At 45.6% G+C, this 20,629-nt stretch carries 7 protein-coding genes; 3 read left to right on the forward strand and 4 right to left on the reverse strand.

Annotated features, from left to right (window positions below; genetic code table 11):
• The first annotated feature begins 25 nt into the window (after positions 1-25).
• Positions 26-1,021, forward strand: a complete 996-nt coding sequence (locus AAHH42_RS11690; RefSeq protein WP_342221193.1) for a hypothetical protein — start codon at positions 26-28, stop codon at positions 1,019-1,021.
• A gap of 458 nt (positions 1,022-1,479) precedes the next feature.
• Here AAHH42_RS11690 and AAHH42_RS11695 read toward each other — a convergent pair whose 3' ends face one another.
• Positions 1,480-1,650: a hypothetical protein gene (locus AAHH42_RS11695; protein ID WP_338067552.1), complete on the reverse strand. Its 171-nt coding sequence runs from the start codon at positions 1,648-1,650 to the stop codon at positions 1,480-1,482.
• 543 nt (positions 1,651-2,193) lie between these two features.
• On the opposite strand from AAHH42_RS11695, the gene AAHH42_RS11700 reads away from it, so the two are divergent.
• Positions 2,194-8,235, forward strand: a complete 6,042-nt coding sequence (locus tag AAHH42_RS11700) for a C80 family cysteine peptidase (RefSeq protein WP_342221194.1) — start codon at positions 2,194-2,196, stop codon at positions 8,233-8,235.
• A complete protein-coding gene (locus AAHH42_RS11705) occupies positions 8,228-10,594 on the forward strand; it encodes a hypothetical protein (protein ID WP_342221181.1) in 2,367 nt (788 codons plus the stop codon). The genes AAHH42_RS11700 and AAHH42_RS11705 overlap by 8 nt, the downstream gene beginning before the upstream one ends.
• Positions 10,595-10,705: 111 nt before the next feature.
• Here AAHH42_RS11705 and AAHH42_RS11710 read toward each other — a convergent pair whose 3' ends face one another.
• From AAHH42_RS11710 to AAHH42_RS11720, 3 genes are all read right to left on the reverse strand, one after another.
• Entirely contained in the window at positions 10,706-18,055 is a 7,350-nt protein-coding gene (locus AAHH42_RS11710; protein WP_342221195.1) for a TcdA/TcdB catalytic glycosyltransferase domain-containing protein, read from the reverse strand.
• A gap of 307 nt (positions 18,056-18,362) precedes the next feature.
• Positions 18,363-19,565, reverse strand: coding sequence for an MFS transporter (locus AAHH42_RS11715; RefSeq protein ID WP_119797115.1), 1,203 nt, complete (start codon positions 19,563-19,565; stop codon positions 18,363-18,365).
• 187 nt (positions 19,566-19,752) lie between these two features.
• A complete protein-coding gene (locus AAHH42_RS11720) occupies positions 19,753-20,514 on the reverse strand; it encodes a helix-turn-helix transcriptional regulator (protein ID WP_072550806.1) in 762 nt (253 codons plus the stop codon).
• Positions 20,515-20,629: the final 115 nt, after the last annotated feature.

Below are 20,629 nucleotides of genomic sequence, written 5' to 3' on the forward strand. Positions count from 1 at the left end.
TTAACAGTAAGGTGGAGTACATATTATGACTGATATAGTTTTTTCAGTAGGGACGGGTTATTTCCCTACCACTGTCCGCATAGAAGAAATATTAAATGATGATCGTCATATTTATATGACATTATGGGAAAAGATAAAAGAATTCTTTTTTTCCCATGGCCATAAAGAAGCCCAGGAATGCCTGAAAAAATTATGTCATCCCGTACACAATATCACGCTGGATGAAGTGGAAAAAATACTATTCAAATTAAAAGAATTAGCCTCTCCGGCATACAAGGAAAGGTTTTGCTATGACTTTGGATCAACCGATAATTTATTACAAATGAAAGACAATAGAGGTAATGACATATTCTCTATCAACATTAACAAAAATGATAAAATTTTTTCCTATACTATTTTAGATAAGGAATTTTTCTTTTACGACCCGACGATAGAATTCAGAGACCTCGTCGACGATTTCCGCACCCGTCCTGCTTTGTCGAACGGCCTGTCTATTGCTACTAAGGGTACAAAACTATCCATTGCATATAAAGACGGGAACAGTTTGCGACTGGATTTTGGCACAATCTATAAAGATATTATGAAAATGATCAGAGAGATAAATCCCGGCGAGTATTACAAGCAATGGCTAGAGCAAGAGAAATGCACTTATCTCTGTGCGCTAATTAACCTACAGATAGATAGAGCCTTTATGGGACATAAGCAACTTACCAAAAATGAACGGCTCTCTTTATTTAAAGAAACGATGCATTATTTAAATAAAAGTGATATGACTATCGATATTGCTTGCGCCCAGGGTTCAATAAAACACTTGGTTTCAACATACCTGATGAAAAATACCCTGTTCACCGATTTTTTAAAAAGAATAAATGACTGTGACCAAAAAAGCGAAGTTAACACTAAGATCTCTTATGCTCTATCCGATCTGATGTATGAAAGCATTTTTAAAGAAAATATTATTAGTTCCGTTAGAAAAACAGCTGCTCATGTGGCCAATGAATATATTCAAAGAGCAGCCTAGTGGCAGCAAATAATTCATATTGTAGTCAATTATTTCCAGACAGTGTTCACGGCCAAAGTAGATTGAACTTACTATGGCCGTAGTCAACATGATGATACATTTAAAATAGTACTGGATACAATCAGTTGCCTTTCTTCCTCTGTTAAGAAGAGTTCTCAATTAACTCTCAAACCAAAAGAGGCATGTGAACTCTATAAGCTAATAAAAGAAGGAAAAATACCATTTCTTGATATAAAACACCGCGTCAATACTTATAAAAATTTAAGATTAGTAAAGAAAATTATGATGCGCCCAATATGCAATAAATTAACAAACGGGAGTGCACGTAAATGATAATATTTTATCGCGGATCGATTAAATCGATAAGCGTTGATACCACTTTATCAACGAGGTAGCTTTCCGCTACAGTTGCAAAATGTGCCAGATGTCTCCCTTATGAGGTATTCTCTGTTTTACCATTACCAAAATTCCTTACCTGTCGGTGGAGTAACGGTAAAATTAGCCACTGTTTCATTAAGAGAGGATATTTCGTTACTGTCTATTTCGTTAAGTAATTCCTGAATGTTTTTACGGCCACGCGGAATACGGTGCATTGGCGTCAAACTGATTTTAGCACCTTCAACTTCCACAGTGACCTGCTGTTCCTACCCGCCATCCCATTGTCGATGCAATATCACGGGGTATAGTTAATACCACTGCCCCGCCTTGCTGCCTCAATTTTGTTAAGACCATCATCAATTGCCTCGTCAATCTATTGATATGTAGCACTAATAGCATAAAAATCACACTCAGTCACACATTAATCAATAACGAGGATAAACTTTATGGCAAACTTTATTTTTATACTCAATGATATTTAGCCCCAAAAATAAAAAAGAATAAAATATAATAATTATAAACTTATTTATCTCGATTATTTATTTTATATTGATAAAAGCAATCCATTTTCTCACTTCTGGCTGCAACAGAAATCACAAAAACATACAGTAATTTATACTTTAGTTTATAAAAACATGAACTTTTATCATTAAATTAATAGTTAATAAGATAAAACAAAAATTTCTATTTCTGTTTTAAGTCAATAAAATTTAATCAAACTGCCTATCGATTTCAAAAATAAAATCAGAAATCGATGATACGGTCTTGATAGACATTTATTAAGGATAATATACATGCCACACACATCCATGTCCCGATACGAAGCCACTAACACAGCCCCCACACTCGTCACGACTCCCGTATCCTCTACCCCCATTAGCGGCTCGGCAGCGACACAAAGCAATTCACTGAGCGGCGCGCCAGGCCCAGCCAAACGCGATAACGTTGCTGGATGGCAGAGAAGGGATATTAGTGCTCTTTCTCGCGATGAACGCTCAAAATTTGATAGCATCCTCATTATACAATTGGAAGACAATGAACAAAGCCTAAGGGATGCCATCAATTTAGCCAGTAAACATCCTAAAAAGTCGGTGTTATTGCAGCTTGATGCAGAGGGGAACTCACGTTTAATACATGGTGATCTTATGCGGCTGACCGGTTATTCACGTTGGCATTTTGTCGGGCGTAGCCGTGGTGGTGAGGATGATCATAACCCTACTTCGTTAGCAGGCTATGATTCCTCAGGATTGTTAAGTGTAAAAAAGCAAGTTTCTCAAATACTAGGGGGGGCTGAACCGAATGAGATTGTGTTGATAGGATCTGCTCTGGCCAGCGATGATGAGAACCCAGAATTTGTCGATTATAGAACGCAATTTGCCGACTTGCTAAATCAGACGAACACCGGAGAACCTCGCACAGAACCCGTTGGAGTGGTAGCGTACACAACGACAGTGGACGTTGACGAGCAAGGCCGTCGGTTAACATTGGACGATGATGACCAATTCAAACCGGGTCTCATTGAAAATCGAGTGGTATCACGCGCTGCGCCCAAAGGGCTGACGTCAGTACAGTGGATGCAACTGATCCGGTGGATGCAAGAGAAATACCGCAATCGGGTGCAAAATCAACCTGGCAACGAAGGGCGCTACATGTCATCTGCCAGTGCAGAAGCCTACCTCAAACTCTATAACTTCCCTCCAGAAACCCGGTTGCGTGACTACGACATGCTGTTGGGGAATCCTGATTTTTTTATTTTTAACGGCCGCTTAATAGAACCGGGTCCAGTAGAAAGTCATGGTCACCATTCCATCACTCAGATCGACGCACAGGCGTTAGCAAGAAGCAACAGAGAAAGTGCCAAACAAGAACAGCCCGTCAATAATGAAGATATTAAGAAAAAATGGTTAATTTTTCCTAAAAAAGAACAACAAGCCATCGCTGTGCTACAAAGCTTGCATCCTGATAAAAATAATATTGAGATTGATGTATTGTGGAAAAGCTTCAATATGTCAGGTGAATTACGGCAACAGCTAGTGGATCATTTAATCACAGAAAACACTGTTCCTGAGTGGGCTGAGGCACATAAAAGCGCGTCAATGGACAGTAATAACACGCATCGCTTTGATCATATTCGTAGCGTTGTTGATCCGATGATCGCTCGCTTTCTAAGGAGTGACGATCAGACCATGAGTATGGGCAGTGAAACGAGACAAGCCCATTATTATGCTCCTGCTTTTCTCAATGACTATTTACGTTCAAGAGGATATCAAATCAATGATCGCGGTTATCCTTTCAGAAGAGATATTAGCGGGGTATTCCGGGGTACCCATATTACACCCTATGAAATAGTAGCCGATGAAAGATTACTCCCATTTCATGGTTCCCATCCCGATCGCACCGTGACTGAAATAGTCATGTGTGGCAGCGCCCTCTATCGGGTATCTCAAGAAAATTATACTTCTGGGAAGAGTGCCAACATTAGTCAGTACCACTATGATCGCCAGTCTGATCCTACTTATCGTGAATTCTCAGACTCAGATAGCGATGATGAAGATTACGATCATCCTATCGCTTCGAAAAGAATCCACAAAGAATACAGTCGCCCTTTACGTCGAGGTCAAACAAGTGGCTTTATCTATTGGATTGATACACGGGGTCTTGAAGTGGTATCAATGGTAGAGAGTTATATACTCGATCCTAAGGCCGTTGCAGACGGAGGGGGAGGGGACGCCGAATTGCATATTTCCGCTCCTTTTGATAAGGGTATCCCAGCCGATCGTATCTGGTTAATTGATACTGAAGGTAACCGGGCCCTCAATATTGCTGATCTTGGCGAGCATTTCCATAACGATCTTGTCGATTTAGAAGAAGAAACGTTACAAGGAGCGAGCAGAATACGCTACGATAGATTATTTGGTCGAGCAGAAGCCAAAGGCTTGAGAATACTGGATATTAGCAGTATGACAAGCGCATTACCGACGCAAAATAACTATAATTATGATTATCAATATTATAGTCCGGGCGCTCTTACCTCAGCAAAAGAGAGGACAGCACCACGACCCAAAAATATACCAGGTAGCTCCCTTGAATCCAGGGTTGTTGTCGATCCTGTTAGTAGGCCCGTGGACACTGTTGAACCCATGGAGTTTGGCAAGCGTGTTGGCCCAACGATGGACAGTGGTGAACCAATGGAGGTTGATGAAAGCGTTGACACACCAAGGGACAGCGGTGAACCGATGGAGGTTGATGAAAGCGCTAGCGTACCAGGAGACGACGTCGAACCGATGGATACTGATGAAAACGTTAGCTCACCCAGGAATAGTGTCGAACCGAGTCATCATGTTTACGAAATAGCCGTGGTACAGCAGGGAGATGCCGATGCCATCAGGGCAGTGGGCCAATGGCTCAGAAAAGATCCCATGCACCGATACCTTGTTGTCATGAATGGAGAACAGGCAGATATCTCTTCACCGAATGGCACTGCATTTCCAATGGAAGCGGCCGCGCAAGCCTGGCTTACATTAAATACTTCCCCCGCGAACGTACAAGTACTCTTTGTCGGTGAAAAAAAAGGGGAGGCATCCCCCAACGTACTGTGGAATGATCAATCACTGCTTGACACCCGAGAAAGAATAAACCGTTTTATTAATAAAAATTTAACCGGCGTTAGTGCAACTCATCTCCAAATTAAATTGGGCCAAATTATTATCACCGATCTTGATGAAGACGGCTATGCGCCAGAATACCGTATCGATGTAGGAACTGATTACGTCGCGCAACTGGCCCCCGCTGCTGAAGGCCGGATGAATGTCACCGATCTTATTGCACAGCCTCGCATATCCATGCCGACGGGCCTACCCGGAGGAAATAGCGCCTATGCTGATCCCCTGTCTTCAATCCCGCTTCCTTCTCCCGTGGTGGATCGTACCGATCTCACTACCCGACTGCAGCGGGTTATCGCACTCATGGAGGCGCTGCACGCCAATACGTTAACCCTCGATACGCTGGATGCCCAGCAACGTCTTGACCTGGCCGATTTTTTCCCTGATGCCGACGGCGCCTTTGATGAAAGGAAGATCTCTGCCTTCACCACTGACGCGCGCCATTTTTCCCGCTGGCATAACGATGTAAAACAGCTGTTGCAATTACCGGATACCCATGCTCAGCTCGCTCACTTGACGGGTGAACACGCGTTGGCGCGCAGTCAAGAATGGAACAGGCAGCAAATCAGTGCTATCACGGCATGGAAAGGCGTTGAGGCCGAACAGGGCGTCAACGTGCAGCTCGCGCCACAGGCGTTATTTATCGAGGACAATAGCCGGTACGCACAGGCGGCGGCCACTGCCACAGGACTTGCCTGGTTGGATGCACAAACACAAGGCGGGCAGGCCAGTGAGCATTACCTGAAGGGCCTCAATACTTACGCCACGCTCAACGAGCTGCGCGCTCAGGATCCCCTTTCTGACAATGACGTCAAGCAAGTGCAACAATTCCGCCGGCTGTTCGAGGGGTTGCTCGCGACACCTGACGCGCATCCCTCGATTTTTGGCCGACAACCGTTGCCCGTGACGCACGCGGATATGACGCCCGGCCAGTATCTATTAAAAATCGATCAGCAAATCCTGGCGCTTTCTGTCAAAGAGAACGGCCACTTTACGCTTTATCACCCCAATGTAGGCGCGATGCACATCACGGGGGCGGATGTCAGTCAAAACCGACGGGTACTTGAGACGACCTTGCGTCACCACATGGCGCCCTCCACGGCAGTCACCTTGTACAAAGTCGATCTGACCGCCGCCCGTGCGCAATTCTCGGGGCTAAGGCAACTGCAGACGCTACTCGGCGAGTATAAACCCGAAGCACAACGCCTGGCCGCTGCCCCTGATATTACCCTGAGCGCGGTCCCGATAGCCGTCGTGGTACTCCATAAAATGGGGGCCCGCATCGACGGTAAGCCCTTTTCAGTCGATCATCTCCAACGCCTCTCACCACAACAGGTGGCGGAGCAACTGCGTTTTGATGCCCAAAAATTGGCGCGTTATCTGCACCAGGCTGATTACAGTACCGTTGAAGCACAACAGGCCGTGCGTTTCCTCCGGCAGCAAATACCGGCGGAAGGCAGTATGGAAAATCGCCTCATCGACAGCGGCAATCCCGCCGCAAAAGCCAGTGTGCTGGCGCAGCTGGATGCGATCCGACAGCAGGTGACCTTCAGGCCACAGCCGACGGCGGGCAGCCAGGCGACCAAGCTGGTGTTAGACATTGCACCAACACTGGGCGACACGCTAAAAAGCGTGCCGATAGCCGGCAGGGCGCGTCTGCAGCGCTTTACCAGCCGCGCGGGCGGCACCATGCAAGGCTACGGCTACCTGCGTTCATTGAGCGATCTAACCAAATATAACCGGCGACTGCAAAATCAATCCTTACCCCCCGCACAAAGAGAACAGCTGACACGAGAAAGGGATATGGCCCTGTTTGCACTGAGTTCCAACATGGCGATTGATCTCACCCAAGAGGGGCTCGGCATTTGGGGCAGTCGTCTGACCCAGATGGGCCTGCAGTCAGGCTTCAAACTGCAGTTGGCTCGCTTTGGCGGCCCGGCGCTCGGCGTCTTATCCAGCGGTTTTGACTTCTACCAGGCATTCCGTGCTTTCAGTCAGCTCGCCACCACCACCGATCCGACATTGCGCCAAGATTTGATCGTCGAAGGGTCTTTATCGCTCACCGGCGCGCTGGTAAGCATCGGCGTCCCCCTTGCTTTTGCACTTGGCGGCGGCGCCGCCGCGGTAGCCGGCCCGGTGGGATTGGCCTTCGGGGCGGCGCTGCTCTTAGCTGGCGGCATTTATTCGGCAGTCCGTGAAGTGGACGAGATCAAAAAAATCGTCAAATTAGACGGGTGGGAAACCTTTCAAGCCGGGGTATTGGCCTTTACCGGGCAAGATCAGACGCCGGAGGTGGAAAACCAGGTAACGGCCTACCAGCTAAAAGAGGAGGCAGAGGAAGCACTGACCGCCCGATTGGAACAGGCTGCTAAAACCGTATTACGGGCTAACATCAACATTGAGACCCTGTACCTCAGCCGAGGGGTCGTCAAGCTGAACCCCCTCCCTTATCGGCGGATCGTGGCGACAGACATCGCCAAGGGCGAGCACATCATACGTGACCGCATCCCCCCGACAGCAATACCGTCATCAGACGCCATGCAACAAGAGGCGGCCAGCTACGCCATGCGGTATAGCAGAGGAAACAGGGTATTGACCTTCCAACAAAGCGAAGGGAAAGCCGTCGTGAGACTGGAAGAATATTCACTAAACTACTACCTGCCTTACGCGGAGGGGGTCGACGAGGTCGTTGATCTGAATGATGAGGACGCGCGTCTGCCCGCGACCGTGCTAAAAAAACCCTTTATCGGCGCGGACCAGCCGGTAGGGTCCTTTGTTGCGACGGCCGATCACCCCTTGCCCACGGTGAGCTTGAATCCCTTACAAAATGATACGCGCGCAATCAGTATCGATATTGACCATGATGGTCACCGTGAGCTCGCCTTTTATTCTATTGATGGGTTCTATTTCCTAAAATCTGATGGGAAAGGCGGTTATGGGACTCAACAGCGTATCGATAGCATCGTGCCGCTGATCTGGCCGACAATAAGAACGACGGTCGGGGATATCAACGGGGATGGATGGGACGATATGGTGGCCGTCGGCGACAGTAGCGACCCGGTACAGATTTTTTTAGCCCATAAAAACGGGGCCTTTGCCCGTCGCGAGCAATCAAACGGCCTGCAGCGGTCATTTTTAAGTGACGCCCCCCCCGGTGTTACTGGACGTGGATAAAGACGGCCGGGCGGATTTTGTGTCATTTACACGAGACGTTAGCCGCGACAGCAGCGGGCTAGGCCATGTCAACATCAGTTATGGCAAACCCGTGAAGGCCGACGATGCGCTGGCCGCCGCCGCCGGTATTTTTGAACCCGCGCAGTCAATGGCGCTTTCCACGTTATACCCCGCGTCCGTCCCCGCGTCTGTGGCGGCCTATCTTCATCGTGTGGTCGGCGATATTGATGGCGATGGTGATGACGATATTGTTTCCATCACCAAAACAGGGGACCTCTACACGCTCTTGAGCAGCGGCAATCGCCAGATGCCTTTTATCGCCAAAGCAGTACAACATCATGACGGGATAAAACAGCTGTTCACGCCAGAGAAATTCAATAATGCGCAAATACAGCTGCATGATATGAATGGCGACCACCGCGCCGATTTAGTGGTGATCCAAGACGATGGAAGCTACACCATTGCAGAGGGACAAGCCGATGGCACCTTTGGCCCGGCGAAGGCGGCAAGTCGCCAGAACCGCTTCGCGCCCCGTGGCGCCAGTCAAATCGTGAACATTATTGACGAAAACGGCGAAAAATTCTTAGTGTCCCTCCGTCCCACCGGCGAGGCAGTCCGAGCCCCTTTTCGCCGACCCTCGGAGGCCGACTCCATCAACAAGGTGAATATGGGCGAGGGTAATGACAGAGTCCTGGGCAAGCGGGACAGAAAAAATGACTTCGACATCGGCGGCGGCACCAAACAGTTTACTGGGGGCAGCCAGGCAGACAGTTTTCGACTTTTGGGTCAAGCGGCGCCGACCACCCCGCACGTCCTGGATGGCGGGCAGGGTGCGGGGAGCGATCGTGACCAGGGAGATACGGTGATCGCCTCGCGCCAACCAATGAATGGCAAGAGCACCCTGCTGGCGCTCGATATTGGCCTCGCCGCGTATTACCGTGAGGGGCAGCGCCAGGATGTGATTGATCGGTTAGCCCGGATTGCGCAATTAACGGGGCAGGCGCGAGAAGAGGCGATAACGCAGCTAAACGCGTTGGCGCATGTTAAGACACTGGCTCGGTTAAGCCACATTGAACATGCCTACGGACAGAGTGACGTGTCTGTCTTACTGACAGGAGACGCGGGTAACAATACCCTCGGTTTAGGGCGCGGGTATGCAGCCGGAGGAAAAGGAACAGACAGCTACCATATCCTTCGCAATCAGAGCGCAACACGCGCACAGATAACGTTAAAAGAGCAGGTGGAGCCGCAGGCACACAGCAACGTGCTCCTGGATTATGACGCAGAAGACATCGCCAGTATTCGGCTGGCCGGCGAAGAGGTGTGGCTGCAACTGCGGGGCGATAACGGGGCCCACACTGAGCTAAGGTTAGAAAACATGTACCGTCTGCACGCAGACGGTCAGCAAAAAAGCCTGCAACACGCCTATGTCCTCCATACCCGTGATGGCCTGCGCATCACCGGATGGCCACAAACGCTCAGACGCGCCGCCGACGGGCATTGGCCATCCCTGACCCCGTTAACCGCGCACTACATTCCCGAGCATGACCAAAGCCGACAAGCGTTTCTGCGTGCGGCCCGACCGGAGGACATCCAGGTTGAATTCATCACCCCCAGCCGTGAGGGTGAAAAACAAGTGAAAGTCACCATCAAGGGAAAACCGGTCAGCCGTCATGAAAATAATAGCCCGACCCGGGTGCCTCATTTTTTACAACTGGCGCAGGTAGGGACGAAATTTAGCACCCACCTGCAAGGAGACAAACGAAATAACACCTTGTCAACCACGCCTCTGCCGGGAGACGAGGAAAATAATCGCTTATGGCACCAACATGGCAAAGATACACTCAAGGGTAAAGGGGGGGCAGACAGGTATCATATCCAGGCTGGCGCCCGTAATGTCGAGATTGATAACCAAGATAATGGCAGCGAAAACGGCGGATACATCGCCCAAGATGTCGTGCTACTGCCGTGGTCGTTCGAAAACATGCGGATAGAAAAACAGGATAACAACGATGTGGTGCTGAGCCACGCGAGCGCCCCGAGTTCGTATCCGACTGTCCGTATCAAACACTTTATGAAACATGCAGAGTACCGTCATCTTTGGTTACAAGATAAAAACGGCGTCTTTGATAAATTGGATGTCACGCCAAAAAACGAGGTCCTGTTCAACGGACTGCAAGAGGTGCAAAAAGAAAGACCGGCCCATCGAGATGACGCTCAGGTGTCCAGTGCATTACGTGAAGCCATGTCAGGCCTTCCATCTTCAGGCCGTGCTACACAGGCACAGACACCCGCGTCACTCACGCCGGTTAACCCCCATGTAGGCAGCCTCAGCACACCTTTCATAGCAGGAGCATAAACGAGAAATTAAATAGACAATAATAATACCTTCACGTTGGCGCTCTCTGATCAGGGAGCGCTCAGATTCGGCAAATGTGCCCATGGCATTCAGATCTTCATACTCATTTCTTTAGACAGCTTGAAGAATAGACAACCCGCTACCGTCCAGTGGACCATCATAATCATCACAATGACTGGCCAACTGACTGGCCGTTATTTCCTCTTGGGCAAACATCAGCCGCAGTTTGCCATAGGCGCTGTTTTTGTGTGGATCAAAGATATCGTGGATGATTAGGATTTTGTCTGGGATAACGACCAAAAGACGTTCACCTTTGCGTATGATGGAAATGCTTTCTAGAGGATCTTTATAACGGAAATACAGTGATCCCCTCCCCCGATGTGTTATCTCGATCACATCATAATCAAACGACTCAATATCATAGATAATGTGTTGAGTCGCTTTTTGCTGTTCAGTGGTACGGATCCACAAACGTGTTACCTCATCAATATTGAGATAATAAGGTGTTTTAGCCGTATTAAAATCAGAAGAGCCCCCTGTGTCTGCATTTAAAATCAGATACTCACCCAACCGTTGGTAAATGCCAGCCTTATTTTCTATAAAATCATGATCATAAGAAGCCGCGATCTTCAGTAAATAGCCGGAACGATTAACAGAAAAGTAAGCAACTTGTTCACCCTCACTAAAACAAGAACCAAGATAATGCACGTGACTCTCCTCCGCCGGGGGAATAAATAGACCTGCACTCTCTGGGTGATACCAGCCATATCGCCCTTCTTTCAACGGAAGCGCGATAATTTCTGGACAAAGATAGTTTGCGCAAAGAGAACACAAGGCTTTCTCTACTTCACCACGATTTATCTGTGTTGGAGAGCGGTAATAGGCATCACTAAACGTAGATGTGACCCCTAATAAGGTGACGATAAAATCTTCCACTTGTCGATTCATATCAAGAATAATCCCACCTCGTGTTATCAGGTTTAGATGCCCATTGCCGGCTAAAGACACACCAGTACAATGATCTTGACTCGGGAGTCTGTCCATTGGCAGGCGTTGCAGAGCAGGTATTTCTGCCGTAATCAGTAGACAATGGCCATCAAAAAGCGTCAATTCTGCATCGATATTGATTGCAGGTAAATAAGCGATGTCAACACTGTCACCGCAATGATCCAGTAGCCAAGCCCCTTGCTGGTCATTTGCCATGCCTAAACAATGCCATTGCGTACCTGAACGGGGGCTTTCTTGGCAAATTAACAATCTTTGGCCCAGATTGTCATACCAGGTTGGGAGCAGGGTGCTGCCATCGCGTCGAAATAGACCGGTAATAGCGAGGATGGGTGCAATTTGGATGGCTTTTGTTTGTCCTCTTTTCTCTAAAAAAGGTCCTTTCTGTTGCTCTTTGAATACCTGGATATCCTTTATCAACGGGATCAACCAATTCTGAGGCGTCGCTCGCCAATAGGCGCCCAGGCTCTGTAGCCTGAGTCTCTCATCGATGCCGAGATGGTAGTCATCCCCATTTTTCATATTGATCGTACTGCCCCACTGGGCAACAGTGATGCTCACGACGTTTGTCGCTAGCAAACCAAAATCACTTAATCGCACCTCTTTTGCGGTCTCTTGAGCTGTTTGCAAATAGAGTGTGTACAGTTGATAACTCTCGGTTTTTATCACACTCCAAAGGTAGTGATCAGGGTGATCTCCCGTGATCACAGCAGATAGCGTGATTAAATAATCGGTGTTATTGAGAAGATAGCCCTCAATGTTTGCCGATATATTGCCATTCACGTTGGTAACGTCACCCGGTAATGGCCATATTAGTTTGTCACCGATAGAAACCGTGGTCGTCGTCTGTGGGACACGCAATGTCGCGATAGTAGGATGAGTGGAGGAAGAAAGTTGCGGCCCTGCCGAAGACTCGGATACCGATTGTTGCATAAATTGATGCAGTGCCACCAGGTTACTACTATTAATCAAATCCTGCATCACGTTTGGAGGGAGGTTCCGCACTTCAAGCAGTGTCAGATGCCCGGTGAAACACGCTGTATCAATCAGGTAGACAAGCTGGATCTGCTTCTCTATCTCATTTGTAAAGTAGGTATAATGTTGCTCAAATACGATACCCTTGTCGACTACCTGTGTCTGTATGATCTCCGAGGCGGCGGCAGGAGGCCATCTTATCGTATCTGTCTTGATAACCGGTAAATGAAGAATAGGCAGGTAAACAGAGTGTAACTTTTTGGTAGCAATATCTGATACCCAAAAAATATTTTCATAAGTCACCCTATCAGACCACCGTAAGCCATCGTTGAAAGTAAAAGAAAAATCGCCGCGGTACCAAGCAGAGGTATGATTGTAGAAAAGCAACTCAACGTTGCTTCGGGGACAGGTGTCATTGAAAATCGTATCATTGTGGTTGGCTGTATAGAGTAACCTGGCATATTTCAACGAATAAAAGCAATCCTCAATTTTTTTAGCGTTTTCCCGCCCGTTAGCAGGATAAATAAAATCGTGGAGCCGAATCCTGTTGATCGCGTGGTAATTATGCTGGTTTTGCGTGAGCAGATAAGCTTGTACCGCCTGCGTGACCTTGTTGTCGTAATACATATTTGGATCATGACTCAAATTCAATTGAGCAATATTAAGATAATAAAAAACACTTTGCTGCCGGTTCAGCACTATTTCACCCTGTGGAAGGCGTAGGGTAATGTTGGTTTGTACCGTATTTTTCAGTGTGATGGTGGTAATAACTTCTTCATTGTATTCGTGCGGCGCTATCAGTGTACGGCAAATAAATTTGAGTCTATTTTCCGCTTTTGACATGACGGGCACATTGATCAATTCAATACCATTGACATGGTGAGCATCAATGATCCATTTTACCTGTTCATTATCACATTCAATAGTCATGTTTGCTTGCGCTTTATTCAGCACCACAGTGACGGTCGCCTCGCCCTGTTGGGGTGCAATGAGCTTATAGTGTAAATGTTGATTGTATTCGGGAGGCGTGATCAGGATAGGCACCCCTCCTGTTTTATCGATCCCCGGTGCGGTGAGATGATAGCGATGATTACCCAATAAAACATCAATATTGGTGGGAATATAATGAAACTTCAGTTCAATTGGCGTATTACAGTAAGCTAAACCAGAGTACGGATCTTTCTTAATCTCAAAAGGAAAATCCCGATTTTGGCGTGAAAAGAAATGCATGCCGTTAAATACAGTGTACTTTTCTACCGAGTTAACTCTTGTACTAGAAATAGGGTCAATTTTTACTCGGGGTTGTGTGGGTAAAATTAGGGTTTGAATATACGCACAGTTACCAGTGAGTGGCAGAGCGGATACCGTTTGTGCTGCCTGACGTAGCGGATACAAATTGATATAACTGCTTGCTGAATCATCAACCACGCCTTTTTTCTTTATTTTCTGACCTGTTGGATCCAAAACGACAGCAACAGACTGTGGGTTGCGGAGATCGACTTGCGTGATGACCACGCCTTGATTGGGCAAGAGTATCCCGTGCTGGAAAATAAATCCTCCTTGCTGCCAGCCCATCAGCATACAATTAAAATAATTGGCGATAATTTTCGCTTTTTCTAGGTCATCAAGCCTATTTGCTATCGCTGATTGCACAAAATAGCTGGTCACCGCTAACGCAATACCGGTAATAAATAATCCGCTGACCAGCAAGGTTAAGCCCAGAAAGCCGGCAACAATGCTGCAAATAAATAACGACAAGCCCAATGAGGAAAAAGTGAGCTGTGTGATCGACAGGATACGTTGTGACTCGTTTTCAGCTTTGCACAATTCAATGGTGCTAAAGACAACATCAGCCAGACCTAATCCTAGGCCAACAGGGAGCCCAACCCATTGAAAAAGTCGGGTAAAAGCGCCATTTTCCGTCTGTTTTAAAGCCGCTTGCAACACAGCAATACTGTCGCTAGTGGTATTGAAAGTGACCTGCGTCATGGCAACATAGGTATGGGCTTGCAGTGTTTTCGCTAATGGGGTATTTCCTGGTACCCTGATCCCATTTTTTAGCCAATGTTGGATGGCTATAATGCTAAATACTGTGTTGATCCCCATACTGGTGATCTCTGTTGTGCTGAAAAAGGGATTTGGATAGAGGCGTCCATTGACTCGCTGGTAGCATTTAATGAGGCGTTCATGTTGCTGTTCCAAATAACGCCTCATTTCAGCAAAAATAGTATTATCGGTTGTAAGCTGTATTTTTTGCATTTTATCTTGGTGAAGATAATACATCTCATACTGCTGAATTTCTTTGTTGTAGGTGAGGGTTGACAACAAGCACCCCCATTTATTCGTCTCCAAATGGTTTTGAGTCAATAAATTTCGATTTGCGCTAACCAATGCATCACAGTGATCGATAACCATTCGGTATGAATGAGCACTCAATGTATTGGCGTAATACACCTGTGCTTTGATGAGGTAACGCGGGCTGGTATATTTTCTTTTCAATTTGCTATTATTAATAGTCGCCTGTTCTGACTGGCGTGTGAGTTCAGAATGATAATAAAGTGACGTGTTTCCTTCTCCCTTACTTAATTTTTTTAGATTTTGCTCTATATTATCAATGCTGGTTTTCATTTTTTTCAGAGAAGTCTCGGGATCATCGTTGTAGGCTAGGCTTTCTTTGATTGTTTCACCGAAATGCTGCTCAACTTGGCCTAAATAAATACTTCTAATCGGTGCTTTGTCGCGTTTATCACGCTCAATAATGCCAGCACTGGCGGGATCACTGAGATTGAGACTGAATAAATCAAAATTATCATGCAAATACCGTTCTTTCAAACGCAGGAAAGCGGTTTGCGGCTGGGTAAATAGTTTCTCCATCAGCAATTTTAATTCTTTTGTCCCACCCCACAGGTCAAGTTCATTCAACCAATGAATATAATCATGATATTGTTCAGTTTGCCGTAAAATATGCTGCAGTGCAGTCATATCCGGCCTATTCGCGTTGATAATAATTCGATGTGGCGCGACCTCTTCACACATTCCCGCTATCAATGCCATGATATCAGCCACCATCAGAACGGGGCCTTTCTTTATATTTTCCACAATCTGGCGGGCGATTTTTACATTAATGGCGCCACTGAGTTTTGTTTGGTAGCCGTCGAAGACATCATCTACGCCAAAACGACCGTTATAAGAGGTTTTTAGTAATCTCGTGCGCGCAGAAGCCTCCTTTAGCAAACCGATACGCGTCTTCACTATTTCTCCATCCTCTCCCTGAGTAAAAATAATTTTTCGGTTACTCTCTTTGACTAATGTCCAATCAACCTGCCATTGCTCTTCCGGTATCTGAGGATTTTTTATTAGCCCAGTCCATGTGCGTCCTAATGCATCGATTAGCACTAATTTTTCGCGCACACTGATACTCCCAACGGGGATTTTTTCAATGGAAAAAGCACGATAAATATTTTCTATAAAATTTTCGTCTTGAATCGGACGGTTCATGACTACGTTAGCCGGTGTGGCTTCATTGATATAACAGGCTGCTATTGACACTCTATCGATTTTTTGGAAGTCGCCTGTAGTATCTTTTTGTAATAACCCGCGAGTGATCAGCAACTGAACGATTTTTTCACCTCCCATTGCCTTCATAAAAATACCATGGCTTATAAAAATAATGCGGGTTTTACCGTGAAAGACAAAATCAGGGGCAGCATTTACGATAGCCAAGGTATTTGTTTGTGCCTGATAACAATAATGGGCAGTACGATCAGCATTTTTGTTATAGAGGAAACGCGCCATTTGACTCACCTCCTCATCATCCTGCAATTGTATAATATACTGACTGTCGTATTGGCTATTTTGGCGAAACAAATCACAGGGAAACCTTCCCCCGCGTTCACGCAAACGTGACAGATAAGCCTCTTCGGTGGAAAAAAAAGCACGGCGAAAAGGGGGAATCGTTTTATGCAGTGAGGGCTGTATCCTATTATCTGCTACCACACCCGCTTCTTTCATCAATAGGGTATAGGCATGACGGTAAGGTGCTAGCCGGTTGGGAATGTCAGCACTATACGGACCCCCTTCGCGATAAGCGAATAATGATCGACTATCGGGGAACAGCTTATTTGTCTGTAAATCTTCAGCAATTTTTCGGTTGATCTCACGTGGAATGGGTTGATCAGGATCTAGTCCATCAATGTTATGCCTACGCATTACTTTATGTATTTGTGCAATATAGATTAAAATTTGATCAATAAATTCACTGCCTTTTGCAGCAACAATCGCTTTATTATTATCCCCGCTATAGCTACATGCAAAATAAGGGTCCACGGCCAATCGGCCAAGGGGTGAAAAAAGGCTCTGTCCGCTATCTAGTGCACTTATCACGACATTTTTAATGTATTGTCTGGCTGATTCATCAATAATTTGCAGAGGATTAGGGTAGTCTCCCCGATTTGTATTCTTAATAACGGCAGCACGTCCTGGCATCGATCCTCGGTGCGTCAATTCATCTAACACCACTTGCATAATGACTTCTGGACTGTATTGATGGGCCGTATTGCTGGAATGGGTTGCGATCAATCGAGAAAAAATAATTTCATTCAAACAGGGCAATAAGTCGGTATCAAGGTAAAGGCCCCCCTGATCTTTGAGTATCAGCAATCGGCTAACATCCAGCGCCGTGACCGGATTACCTCTTAACACCAGTTCCTTAAGATATAGAAAATAGCCTGGCAAATAGTTCAGAGAGTGAAAATCGATAAAGGTGACGTTATCAGGGTGACGGGTTGTCTGTTTTAATTGCTGAATGGCTGAGTTAAAGCGCTCAGTATGGGTTTGGCGAATTTCAGCCAATTCTCCCGGTTTTGCTAACCCTTCTTCTTCTAAAAAGATTATCACAGCCTGATCAAAACAAAATTTTTTGTTTCCGTCCTGTGCGGGATCATTGTGTAACATCGTGTTGATGATGCTATTACAAGCTTTATTTTGCCACATAATCAGTTCTGATCTAAAGGCTTGCTTGCTTGTATATTTTCCGTTACGGGCATGGCGAACGGCCACTTCTTCTATACGTGTGGAAAGTTCTTCTGCTAATAAGGTGGTGGAGTCTGTCCAAATGTTTATTGTATTATTTTCGGCGTTTTCCTGTATCCAAAGATTAATATAGTCTAACTGAATCGCTTCAAACCCAATTAGGGACATAAAATGTATTTTCGGTGGTACTGTTTCAGATAAAACAGCGATATGTTGTTTAATAATGTTAAGTAGCTTACTTTTGTAAAAAGGGTAATAATTACATTTCACCGCCCAATAAAGTATGCGGCTTAACGCTTCCATTTCATATTTTGGTAGGACCTCCCTCTTACTCATCACGGTATATTCTACCAAGGCGGCGATCAACTCGTTTTCATCGGGTTTAGTTAAAATAAAAAAATTCTGTGAAAGAAAATTATCTATTTCTTTGGCAAGTTCTAGATTTGGCATAATATACATCATCCTTGATTAAACATTAGACGTCTTGCAAAACCTGCTACGTGCCGCAAATTCTACGTTATCGGGTGCCCGCAATCCTCATGTACTCTATGCACCGCACAGTGACTGTGCGACGGGCGCCTTGAGTTCGCATAACGAATACGGTTTTGCAAGAAGTCTATTATTTTTTAAATGCGGGATATCAATGAGTACAGCGAAATGATGAATAGATAAAAAAATGCAACATTGTGCGAACGATATAAACCAGTTTTGTGCAAACGTCAAGGCTATACCCGTCTTATTATTTTTAATATCAATACTATTTGGTACAGCATGTGGATTTTCGGATTGCAGGAATGTATCCCGCCACGACAAATGCCACCCCTGACGCAGCAACATAAATCCCTGGGAAGAGTCCACCAAAGGGTATCAATAGCGCGATAATAAGAGGAGATAAACCACCAAAAACCGACAAAGCCGCGTTGTATCCTAGGCCCAAGATCGCTGTTTTATTTGCGCTTTTTTCAAACAGCACCGCAGCCAGATTGCTAAGGATCAGTGCTGCAATCAGGGTTAACGCCAATTGAGCGATAATGACCAGCACAACACTCTTGCTGGCTAGCAGCAGATACAGAGGGGCAGCGGCTATCAGTAACGCATAGATACCAAGGCGAAAGATTTTTTGCGGCGTACTGTATTTATCCGTTAACCAGCCGATAAATAGCACAAAGACCAACAACAGGCTACTGGAAAGTAATGGATAAAGTGTCTGCAGCGTCCCGTTATCCAGCGCTCTCTTGGAGAGAGTACTCGCTAAATTTTGCACGTAGAACACCACAGCACCGGGAATAACGATAAGAAAAATCTTCAAAACAGCTAAAAGCGTTATCCCTTGATTTTTGATGACACAGGGTGATATTTCTTTCAATTTTTGGCGAAAATAGAAGCTGATTGCAATATTTACCAATGCAATCAGCAGAGGAATACGCCAGCCAATCTGTTGCATCTCCTCGGGACTTAATAGATTGTTTATAAAATAGACAATCAGTAATGACATCAAGACACCAACAAGAGAACTGGCTACGATCATACTGCTGATTTTCGCTCGCTGTTTCTGTTCTGATTCACTGAGCAGATAGTGGATGATGGTCGGATATTCCCCACCAAAACTGAAGGCTTGCAGCATTTGTAAAATTAAAAAGAGCAACGGAGCGGCAGCACCTAATTTAGAAATAGGTAACACCGCCATAGTTAATGTAGACAGCCCAATAACTGTACTGGTGAGGATCAGTGCCGCCTTACGTCCATAATGATCTGCATACAAACCGATAATATAACCGCCTAACGGTCGGATCAGAAAACGTAAGGCAAAAATCCCCCAAACAATATAGGTTGAATTCCCCATCCCCGCTTGTTGGAATTCCACTGTGATATAACCAGAAATCGCGGCAAAGAGAGCAATATCATAGAATTCACACGCGTTTCCTGCCACCACACCAAGGCGTTGTTTCCATGTCAACATATTTTTATCCTCATCATTCCACGTAACGCAAGATCTATACCCAATGAATTTCGAGTTACAGCAAGGCGGCAATCAATCGAATCCCAGGAGTGTACAAGTAGTACATGACTGGGATGAGTGCGAGCAGCCAACGTCGCCGTAACTTGAAAGGCGAAGGGTATAGGTTACAAGAGATGTCGAACGGGTTCTAATAAGAGATAATATAAGTACCCAGACATGCGGCTATTATCCCATATTTTTTGAGTGTGGTAAAAACTCTGGAAAGGGGCATATTGGCACATCCTATTTTCTCTTTAATACGTATTATCCGATTTTTCTCCGCCGTTGCTGAGCAACAATGGAGCCAGGCTATTTCTTTAATCGATTTTAATTCCAGCAGGTAACGTATTGTTTCTAGTTCCAGCTCAGAGAGAGAGATATCGCCAAATTTAAATTTTTTATAATTTATATCCCTGCCAGCTGTCTGATGCGCTAACGGACTGTCTATGTGCGCACGTAATGGCAGAGCAATATTATCACCATCAATCCCTCTGATTTTTCTTGTTGCGTAGTGACTAATAGCGGATTTTACTTTGTTTAAGTAGAAAAGATCTGGCAACAGCATATCCGTTCTGAAACTTACGGAAAATAACTCAAATCTACCTTTGTCGTAGCAAGTCATATCTATTTTTTTTATGCCATTTTCTAATTTTTTTAACGTATTGCCATGCTCGCTGGAATAGGCACCCCAATAACTCATTGTGTGTTTTAAGCGTTCATTAAGATGCCTATCCAAATCACTGTCCCAATATTGCAAATGCCAAATATAATTGCTGGGCAGTGCATGAACACAACGGTTTACTGTATCAATACAGGTATAAGTTACTTCATGATAAGTACGAAAAAGAGACAAAAATTCTTTTTTAAATTCATAGGAATGGCGCTCCAATATTTTATTTTCTACATTCATTTTGTATTTTGTTCATAGTTATACATGCTTTGAATATATTAATTGTAGCAGAATCAACCATTCTGTCCCGTCAAGACGATAAATCAAGACAAAACAAGCGAGCTAATGATCATCC

The organism is Candidatus Fukatsuia endosymbiont of Tuberolachnus salignus, from assembly GCF_964030845.1.
GTDB classification, from domain to species: domain Bacteria; phylum Pseudomonadota; class Gammaproteobacteria; order Enterobacterales; family Enterobacteriaceae; genus Fukatsuia; species Fukatsuia symbiotica.